Source organism: Pseudomonas sp. BAV 4579 (assembly GCF_009765395.1).
Taxonomy (GTDB): Bacteria; Pseudomonadota; Gammaproteobacteria; order Pseudomonadales; family Pseudomonadaceae; genus Chryseomonas; species Chryseomonas aestiva.
Genome location: NZ_WHOV01000157.1, coordinates 1 through 9,511 on the forward strand (window position 1 = coordinate 1; position 9,511 = coordinate 9,511).

Annotated in this window: 9 protein-coding genes; 8 read left to right on the plus strand and 1 reads right to left on the minus strand. The window is 54.0% G+C overall.

Annotation, left to right across the window (positions count from 1 at the left end; translation table 11 throughout):
* Window positions 1–628 precede the first annotated feature (628 nt).
* Window positions 629–1,363, minus strand: a complete 735-nt coding sequence (locus GSQ95_RS23125) for a response regulator (RefSeq protein ID WP_158893865.1) — start codon at window positions 1,361–1,363, stop codon at window positions 629–631.
* Between the two features lie 615 nt (window positions 1,364–1,978).
* Between GSQ95_RS23125 and GSQ95_RS23130 the strand changes: the two genes are divergently transcribed.
* The 8 genes from GSQ95_RS23130 to GSQ95_RS26315 all read left to right on the plus strand — a co-directional run.
* Window positions 1,979–2,494: a GspH/FimT family pseudopilin gene (locus GSQ95_RS23130; protein ID WP_256664695.1), complete on the plus strand. Its 516-nt coding sequence runs from the start codon at window positions 1,979–1,981 to the stop codon at window positions 2,492–2,494.
* Complete coding sequence (gene pilV / locus GSQ95_RS23135) at window positions 2,491–3,075, plus strand: type IV pilus modification protein PilV (protein WP_158893867.1); 585 nt, start codon at window positions 2,491–2,493, stop codon at window positions 3,073–3,075. The genes GSQ95_RS23130 and pilV overlap by 4 nt, the downstream gene beginning before the upstream one ends.
* Window positions 3,072–3,797, plus strand: coding sequence for a PilW family protein (locus GSQ95_RS23140; protein WP_158893869.1), 726 nt, complete (start codon window positions 3,072–3,074; stop codon window positions 3,795–3,797). The genes pilV and GSQ95_RS23140 overlap by 4 nt, the downstream gene beginning before the upstream one ends.
* Window positions 3,794–4,387: a PilX N-terminal domain-containing pilus assembly protein gene (locus tag GSQ95_RS23145; protein ID WP_158893871.1), complete on the plus strand. Its 594-nt coding sequence runs from the start codon at window positions 3,794–3,796 to the stop codon at window positions 4,385–4,387. Before GSQ95_RS23140 ends, GSQ95_RS23145 begins: the two co-directional genes overlap by 4 nt.
* Window positions 4,384–8,013, plus strand: coding sequence for a pilus assembly protein (locus tag GSQ95_RS23150; protein ID WP_256664696.1), 3,630 nt, complete (start codon window positions 4,384–4,386; stop codon window positions 8,011–8,013). The genes GSQ95_RS23145 and GSQ95_RS23150 overlap by 4 nt, the downstream gene beginning before the upstream one ends.
* Before the next feature lie 11 nt (window positions 8,014–8,024).
* Window positions 8,025–8,483, plus strand: coding sequence for a type IV pilin protein (locus GSQ95_RS23155; RefSeq protein WP_158893873.1), 459 nt, complete (start codon window positions 8,025–8,027; stop codon window positions 8,481–8,483).
* A 297-nt stretch (window positions 8,484–8,780) separates the two neighbouring features.
* Window positions 8,781–9,032 (plus strand): hypothetical protein, encoded by a 252-nt coding sequence (locus tag GSQ95_RS23160; RefSeq protein WP_158893875.1) that lies wholly within the window; start codon window positions 8,781–8,783, stop codon window positions 9,030–9,032.
* A gap of 282 nt (window positions 9,033–9,314) precedes the next feature.
* The coding region (locus tag GSQ95_RS26315; RefSeq protein ID WP_218580224.1) for a hypothetical protein at window positions 9,315–9,511 on the plus strand (197 nt) is incomplete at its 3' end.

The window sequence follows — 9,511 nt, forward strand, 5'->3', positions numbered from 1 at the left end:
CGTTGACGTTGACGTTGACGTTGACGTTGACGTTGACGTTGACGTTGACGTTGATATTGGCATCGCGAGACGCTGGTGTCTTTCCATTCGACATGGATACTCTTGCCCGTGGTAAATGTGGCTGGTGTCAAAAGTCATGTTTTAATCTCGGATGGCTGTCCGGTAGCAGCACAGGCAGGTATACCGGTCGCTAGCAGCTATCGAGCGGACGCTGGACGTTCGTCAGCAAATGCTCAATGGTCCCTTATGGCGCTGATGCAAGAGCACTAAACGATGTGAGCCAGCCGAACGCTATAGTCTTTGCGCAAGGGTTTGCCACCTCTCTCAGTGGTGGCGATCAGGTTTACTCGGACAATCTGATTGATTTGCGAACCGTCAGGGTAATGTGATCAAACGTTTGCTCAACTGGCTCAAAAGCGAAGGATTTCTATCCATTTCGACAGGTTGGCTAACACCTTTGAAGCGATGATCCTTTGAGTCTGCATATCGATCGCCGGGCGAATCGAGCTATCATGCTAGTTCAAATTTTCCCGTTGAATCTATCCGTTTCACGCTTCTTGGCGCAGCAGGATGGCCAGCAGGAACACCTCGAACAGCCGCGCGAATTACGTATGAAGGCGGCGTTCGGCTAATCCTCTATCTGTCTGGCATCAAACAGATAACCTTCACCGCGTACGGTCTTGATCAATTGGGGCGCACGGGGATCGTCGCCCAATTTGCTGCGCATTCGCGACACCAGCAGATCGATGCTACGATCAAAGGCTTCCATTGCTCGCCCGCGAGTGGCATCGAGCAATTGCTCACGACTCAGCACCTGTCGCGGCTGCTCGATAAAGACCCAGAGCAGTCGTACCTCAGCGTTGGACAGCGGGACCATTATCCCCGACGGGGAATGCAACTGATGCAGGACGCCATCTAGCTTCCACCCATCGAAGCTCACGCTACTTCGTTTATGCCGGGTGAGACGGCCGCCGTGAGTACGTCGCAATATCGACTGGATTCGCGCCACCAGTTCTCGAGGCTCGAAGGGCTTCGCCATATAGTCGTCGGCCCCCAGCTCGAGACCGATGATGCGGTCCGCCGGCTCGCATCTAGCGGTCAGCATCAGGATTGGGATGCCACTGTCCCGTCGCAGTGACCGACAGAGAGAAAGCCCGTCCTCCCCTGGCAACATAAGATCCAATACAACCAGATCGAAGGACTGCTCTACCAGAGCCTTGCGCATCTCCAACCCGTTGCCCACCCCGAGGGCATTGATACCGAAGCGCGCCAGATAGCCGCAGATCAATTCGCGGATCGACGGATCGTCATCAACCAGCAGGATGTGCGAGGTCCAGTGCTGTGGTTCGGGTGACAGCGGCATTTTGGCTACCTAAACAGGCAAATAGACTATGGGTACATGCTACCCGGTCAGCGTGCTATGCATCGAGAAATTATGTATATCTTGCGGAGATGTAGTATCCATTTTGATACAAATTCCCATATCTGAAAATCGATTCAAGCTTTCCGTATAAAACGTCAGTAATATTGTGATGTATAAATTGTAATATAAAAATCAAATTTCAGCATAGGCTTATATTATGTCTTGCACTTAGACCTACTAGATCCAATCGACACGAACAGTGACGCCATGACTCAGCTCGCTGACCGCGTGCTCTATACCAGTGTCTCGGGGTCAGCGCACCAACACAATGGTCTGTTCCAATGACTGCATGTGACATGTCTTGCGAAATCGTCCAACTTTCAGGTGCACTTCAAAGCAGGCTCTATCTCTGTTTTCTGATAGAGAGGAATAATTTTATAAAGCTTGAACCTCCCCAATGTAGGCTGTCGGACACATTTATGTAAGCGCTAAGGTACATCCCATTTTTCGGTTCCGGCCATCCCGTCTTTACGCCCGAATGTCGTGCCATTGCAGACTTTTTGTCTGTGCCAGTGGCAGCATCATCAACGTGTCTCACATGAAGGCGGATGTGGCGTGAAAAAGGCCGCAGGCTTTACTCTTACCGAATTAATGATAGTTGTAAGCCTAATTGCTATCACGGCTGCCCTGGCTGTACCAGGCTTCAGCTCCATGGTTCGCTCCAATAAGGTCACTGGCGCTGCTCAAGAGTTACAGAATCTATTGACTTACGCCCGTAGCGAGGCGATGGCACGCAGCGTCAATGTCGGGGTTACCGCAGTTACTGTTAATGACTGGACCGGCGCATTGGTCGTCGCTACGGTGACCAGCACCGTCTTGGGTGAGGCGGAAATCCTACGGCGTTTCACTGATACGGGACTTGCGGCCTCGGGGGTTAACAGCACGGGTACCTCTACTACCGTGGCTTTTCGTCCAAACGGGACCTTGGTTTCAACAGCTGCAGCTATAATTAACGTCTGCGCCAGTAATGACAAAGCCACCACGGGTAGAACGCTGACTATCAGCCCGGGTGGGCAAATCAGCACGAAGGACTTTGCGCCCACGTCCGCCAAGACGAGTGGCTGTTCATGAGTTCCTCCCGTCAACCGGGTTTCAGCCTCATCGAGCTGCTAGTTAGTCTGATCGTCATCTGTATTGGTGTCTTGGGCATGGCAGCGCTGCAGTCTCGTAGCCTGGTGCAATCTCAAGACTCCGTGCTTCGCAACACCGCCATCATGCTTGCGGGCGATCTCATAGAGGTGATGCGCAGCAATCCAGGTGGTGCGCTAAGCGGCGATCTATTCAGCGTCACCAGCAAGTACTACAAGGCTGCCGGTAGCGACTTTGCCGCTACTGCGCTGGACTCTGCCGACGGTTCGTGCGCCAAGCTTGCACGAGGTGTCGGAGGAGATGCTATTGCCGGCAAGGATCTCACCTGCTGGCTACGTCAGGTCAAGGCGTTGCTGCCAGTGACTGATGACCTTATCAAAGCCAACTTCGCCGTTTGCCCATCGCTTGCGGCACCAGTGGTGGGCAGTACGACCCCTTATAGCGCCTGTGGCAGCGCAAACAGTTCGGTAGCCATGGTCGTGCTGGCTTGGCAGGATGCTTCCGGCAACACTCAAGGATGTGCCGGTGGGATCTGTTACTACGTCCTGAGGGCCGAGCTATGACGAAGCAACGCGGCCTGACCATGATCGAGATGATGATCGCACTGACGCTTAGCAGCTTCCTGATTCTTGGCGTGAGTCAGCTATACATCAACAACAAACGCCATTATCTCTACCAGCAGGGCCAAGTCGAAACTGGCGACAATAGTCGGCTCGCATTGTTGTTGTTGGATCAGCAACTGGCAAAGGCCGGCTTCCGCGCAAATCCGGTTGTTCAGAAGAGCTTAACGGTGGCCTTTCCAGCCTTGGATGCCACAAGTGGCTGCCCGGCCTTTTCAGCAGGGCAGACCATCAAGCTCACCACAGACACCAACCTGACTGGGATCTGTTTTCGCTACCAAGGAGCGGTTAAGGGAACGGACGTTGACTGCCTAGGTAATAAGATCGCTGCTGCAAGCAATGGTACCGAGGTCCTTACACGAATCAGCTACGTGGCTGATGGCAGTGGAACCGGAAACCTTACCTGCAGCGCTCAAGGCGAGACCGCTCAGACCTTGGTCAGCGGGCTGACTGGCTTCGTCTGGTTTGCGGTGCCGGCAAGTACCGATTCCACTCAAGTTATTCGCTATGCGGCCTTATTTTCCACCACAAAGTCACTTACCGATGGTATTTCCAGCACGGTGATCGATAACTGGAACACCCTGAGCGGCCAAAGTCTGAAGGACACCACTCATGTGCTACAGATCGTGCAAGGCAGCGTGACTCTACGGAACCTGATGCAATGACGAGCATTAAGGCTTCATCACAACGGGGCGTCGTGCTGCTCGTCGCACTGATCATGCTGTTGTTACTGACGCTGCTGGCTTTGTCCAGCATGCGCTCGAGCACGCTGCAGAATCGTCTGGGCGGCAGCGTATCCGAGCATAAGCGCGCCTACAACGCGGCTGATTCGGCGTTGAGGGAAGGAGAGCGGCGCGTAAATGCCTTGAAGTTAACGGCAACCTTTTCGGCCGCCAGTGCAGGCTATTCGAGTTGCGCTTCGAGCGTGGCGGCTATCGGTAGCAATCTATGTCTGCTGGTCGAGGGGAGCGACCTTGATACCACTGAGAAGACTCAGGCCTGGGCCAAGACCGCCTTGGCGGCAACTGGTACGGCATCAACATCGGTTGCCTACACTGGTTATGACGGCAAGTCAGCATTCACGAGCCTTCCCCGGTGGGTCGCAACGGTCATCGCCAGCAGCGGGGCGGAAGATGTGTCTCTCGCCACTCAAGGCAAAGGTACCTACTACTATCGCGTAACCGCCGCCGCAACGGCCGGGGGCGCCCGTTTCCCTGTCATTCTGCAAAGCGTCATCAAGGTAGAAGTCCAATGAGCTTGCGCCAATTCCTTGCGACTCTGTCCCTATTTCTGGCGTTGCCTGTGGTGGAAGCCGCTACGCTTACCGTCAGCCAGCAACCCCTGTTCCTCACCACAGGGGTTGGGCCCAACTTTTTCATCACTATCGACAACTCAACCAGTATGCAAATGGCGGTGGTGCCCGATGCTTCGCGGACCGATGCAATCCGAGTGACGCGACGCGCTAAATCATCGACATTCAATGGTCTCTACTACAACCCCCAAGTTACCTATGCGGCGCCCTACAAGGTTGCCTACGATTCCTCGACGGGTCTTTTGACCAAGACCCGCTTGACGACGAGTTTCACCGCGGCCTACGTCAACGGATTTCGTACCGGGTTGGGAACGGTTGACCTTAGCAGTAACTACAAGGTGAGCTGGGGTTATAATCCCAACATAACTACCACGGATCCAGAGACGGCTCGCGGTACTAGCTACGCCAATCCCGGTCTGGCGACAGGTAGCGCAAGCACCCTAGCAGAAAATCCGTCAGCTGACTTTTCTTCTAGTGCGGTAAAATCTGGCGTAGCTGCCTATTATTACTTATACGATACCACGCCCTCGACATGCACCTCCGCTGGAACCGGCAACGATGCCTGCTATAAAAAAGTTACGGTCTCCAGCACCTCCGGTTCGAACAGTAGCGACGAAAGGCAGAACTTCGCCAACTGGTATACTTTTTACCGCAGTAGAGCCTTAGCCGCGCAAAGTGCAACTAATCTTGCGATGGTCGACGTAGATGAAAATATACGCGTCGGCTGGCAAGCGCTAGGCAGTTGCACCTTTTCCGCTACATCAGCAAATTGTCGCGGCATTAGCAATTCCAGCTCCTCTGCCTACGACAATCGCCTGCGTCCCTTTAGCGGTAGCCATCGACAGGCATTGTTCGACTGGCTTGGCGACATCTATTTCGACTCCAGTACGCCTTTGCATTCAGCTCTGGCCCGGGTGGGCAGTTTCCTGTCCACTACCGGCGCCAACGGCCCATACGCCTACAGTCCAGGCACCACTGAGGCACCCGTCTACGCTTGTCGCGCCAATTACAGCTTGATGGTGACGGATGGCGTCTGGAATGCCACCTACGACGTGGCTGGTGAGGACAGCAGCAGTCAGACCTTAGGCGATGGCACCACCTATAGCCCAATAGCGCCCTATAAGGATTCCACTACCGACACTCTGGCTGACTTGGCTTTCCAGTATTGGTACAAGGACGCTAATACATCACTTGCCAATAAGATTCCGCCCTACACTGCGGTGAACGGTACGGAAACGCACGGCTCCAACACGCTGACCCCCTACTGGAACCCAAAGAACGATCCCGCCACTTGGCAGCACCTGACCGGATTTTATGTAGGCATTGGTCTAAGTAGCGCCCTGACCAGTCCGGCCTGGAGCGGCGATACATATTCAGGTGGTTACGATGCGATCGCTTCCGGCACCCTGAGTTGGCCCAAAGCAGCGTCCGGGAGCGACAACAATGTTTACGACCTTTGGCATGCGGCCATCAATTCGCGCGGCGCCTTCTTCAGCGCAGACGACGCCGGTGACTTGGTCAGTTCGCTTGGCGCCGTGGTGACGCGGATTACTCAATCGAACAATGCTGCAGCAAGCCAGGTGTCTTCGCCAATGCTCGACAGCAGCTACTCATCGAGCTACACCTATGTCCCAACCTTTTCCAGCAGTGACTGGAGCGGTGACCTGACCAAGTATTTGCGGACCGCGACGTCCGTCACTCGTCAATGGAGCGCCCAGAGCAAGCTTGACGCCGCCTACGGCAGTGGCAGTTATGCCGCTCGAACGGTGAAGATGGCCAAGTCTAGCAATACGTTGCAAGACTTCAGCTGGAGTAATCTTAGCGCTACCCAAAAAGCGTATTTAAACAAAAATCTACTGGGCACAACTGATAGCTATGGATCTCAGCGCGTCGATTATCTGCGGGGCGCGCGAACATATGAAAGCAGCAGTACCACACCGAGCTTTCGGATACGCAGTCACATTCTCGGCGACATTATCGATTCGACGCCAGTGCAGGTAAGCATTCCAAGCAGTCCCGAAGCCAAGATGAATGCCTTGGTTTCTACTACAAGTGGATCCTATACCGCCTTTCGCCAGACTTGGGCAGACCGGTCCACGCGCATCTACGTCGGGGGCAACGACGGCATGCTGCACGCCTTTGACGACAACGGGAACGAGAAATTCGCCTTCGTCCCCAGTGTTGTTCTACCCACGCTCTACAAGCTTAGTGATGTGAATTACACCGGCGGCGCGCACCAGTTCTATGTTGATGGATCGCCCCTGGTGCAGGACGTCTATTACGGCGGTGCCTGGCACACCGTACTGATTGGAACCCTGCGTGGCGGAGGTCGTGGCCTGTTCGCGTTAGACATCACCGACCCGGATAACATCAAATTACTGTGGGAAAAGAGTAGTAGCGACTACCCTCAACTGGGCTATACCTACGCAAAACCTGTGGTCACACGACTGCAGAATGGCTCCTGGGCAGTGATTCTGAGCAACGGCTATGGCAGCAGTTGGACGAGCAACAGCACTACATTGGAAAATGCCGCTTCGCTCTATGTGTTGGATGTAAGCGATGGCAGCCTGATCTCTCAGTTGACCGCGTCGGCCAGTGGTACAGCGGTGAATGGTTTGTCCTCGCCGCTTGTAGCGGATGTCAATAGCGATCTGATCGCAGACTATGCCTACGCTGGTGATTTGCAGGGACGCCTGTGGCGTTTTGATCTGGTGGGCAGCAGTGCAACCAGCTATGGCGTTGCGTTTGGCGGTAAGCCTCTCTACAGCGCTCTGGCCAGCAGTTACTCAAGCGGCTTGAGCAGCTTTATCCAAGCCATCACGGCGGCTCCTTATCTCGTGCGCCATCCCTCCGGTACCGGTTATTTGATCGTTTTCGGGACTGGAAAGTATCTGGAGAGCGCTGATGCCACCGCCAATACCACTAAAGCCATGTCGCTCTACGGCATTTGGGATCGTCAGGCCACCGGAACTGCGGCCAGCACGACGCCGACCCTTAGCGCTTCCAGCCTCCAGCAGCAGACACTTGGAACAGATACGAGTATCTCCTATACCAGTTCGACGGGGAGCACGGTCGCTTCCACTGCCAACACCGTATCGACAACGGCGGTGGATTGGTACTCGAGTACCAATACAGCGGGTAAATATGGTTGGTACGTAAACCTGCCACTGACCGGCGAAATGGTTGTTAACAAAGCTCAATATATCAGCGATACCCTGCTGTTTACGTCGCTGGTGCCCAATGACGATCCTTGCGATTCCGGTGCAGTGACCTACCTCTACGCCCTTGATCCTTATACCGGCGGCGGCAGCGACCTCCTTGAGCTCGGCCTTGATACTAGCTATTCACGGCTGAAGCTGGCCGGCCTCTTCGCAGGAGCCTCAATCTTCACTTACGGCAACAGTGTCGTCATTTCAGGAACTGGCACGTCAACCACAACCTCACTTACCAATACCGACGGGTCCACGACTACAACCACTTCGGGTAGCGGTCTGACTGAGTCTACAAGCACCAAGCAGACATTTTCCCGTCAGACTTGGCGGACCATACCCAATCAAAATCCTGACTAAAGAGTTTTTTGATGCGAGCACGAGGCTTTACCCTAATTGAGCTGATGGTTGTCGTCGCGATCGTTGGCATCCTTGCGGCTATCGCATACCCGAGCTATCAGACCTACGTATTGCGCTCCAACCGCAGCGAGGGCCAGGCTTTGCTTAATGAAGCGGCGGCGCGGATGGAGCGGTTTTATGCCCAGAACAATGCCTATCCGACCACAGTATCCGGGTTGAACATTGTCAACAATAAAACTGCCAGCGGTAGTGCTATGGTGCTGTCCTCCAGTGGCTACTACCAACTAAGCATGGCGGTCAACGGCACCGGGACCACTGCTTACACTAATAACGGTCCCTATTTGCTGACCGCTATCCGCAGCGGTACACAGACACGGGACACGATCTGTGGTGACCTTAATCTTAATGCACAAGGAGTGAAGGGAGTAACCAACAATAGCTCAGGTACCGCCGCCGACTGTTGGCGATAACCCCTTGCCCATCATACCTCTAGAGCATGCAGTAGGTTATATCCCACTAGCAGGGGGGGGGGCGGATGACATTTGCGAGTCCTACTTTGTCGGATTCCTGCTGATATGGACCCAGAAGATCATAATTGCAATGTGTGCGCTGGAAGATTTGATTCCGTTTAACGACAAGAATGACAACGAGGATCCATATCAATACTAGAACGGTGAGCGGTTTGATACTTTCTGACGCAATGCAAGTTTGTGAAAAAGATCCAAGCACGTCCCACAGGGACTCCGCCGCTGCCGACACCTTAGGTCATGATGAACAAGCAATCCACTATAAACACTGCACGGGAAAAGATTGCCCAGGTCGCCAAGGCCTCAAACGACAGCGATGTGGTGAAACTGGGTGCCACTGCTCGCGCCTGGATTGCGTGTTTGAAGACGGAGAATTTAATTGATGACGCTGTATCTAAGGAGCTTGATATTGAGTTGAGTCGAACATTAGACCAAATTGTGACACGCTTAGGGCCTTTGTCTGGTAGACGCTTTGATGTCACCTATCATTGATGCTCAGCATGCATCTTGCCCGAATAGCTGCTGCTTAAGTCGTTCTAATGTCTCCTGCAGGATGACGTGGCCCTGACGCTTTTCGTTTTTCTGAGTTGGGCTCAGTTGCATACGCCCATAGAGATCTTGCTGACATCGTATCTGGCCCGAGCAGGGACCTCGCGATTAACGCCGCCGCACCTGGCGAGCTGGATCTTTGCCACCTACTGGTTGGATTGATCATTTGCCACCTCACAGCGAGGCCGAAATGGCCTCATCAGTTTGGAAGTGGAAAACCCGAACATGTTCAAGGGCTACTACAACCGAAGGTCTCAATTGTCACGGGTAAAGCTTTGGTTCCTGTCGGCCGCCTTGGACCGATTGCTGCTCTTTAGCAACGTCTGCTATGAGTCGAAAAACTCCGCTTCTGAGCGGCTGCTTTGGGTTGTGGATTCACCCTGTCGACGCAACAGCGTGGTTAAAACACTCGGCAGGAGTCG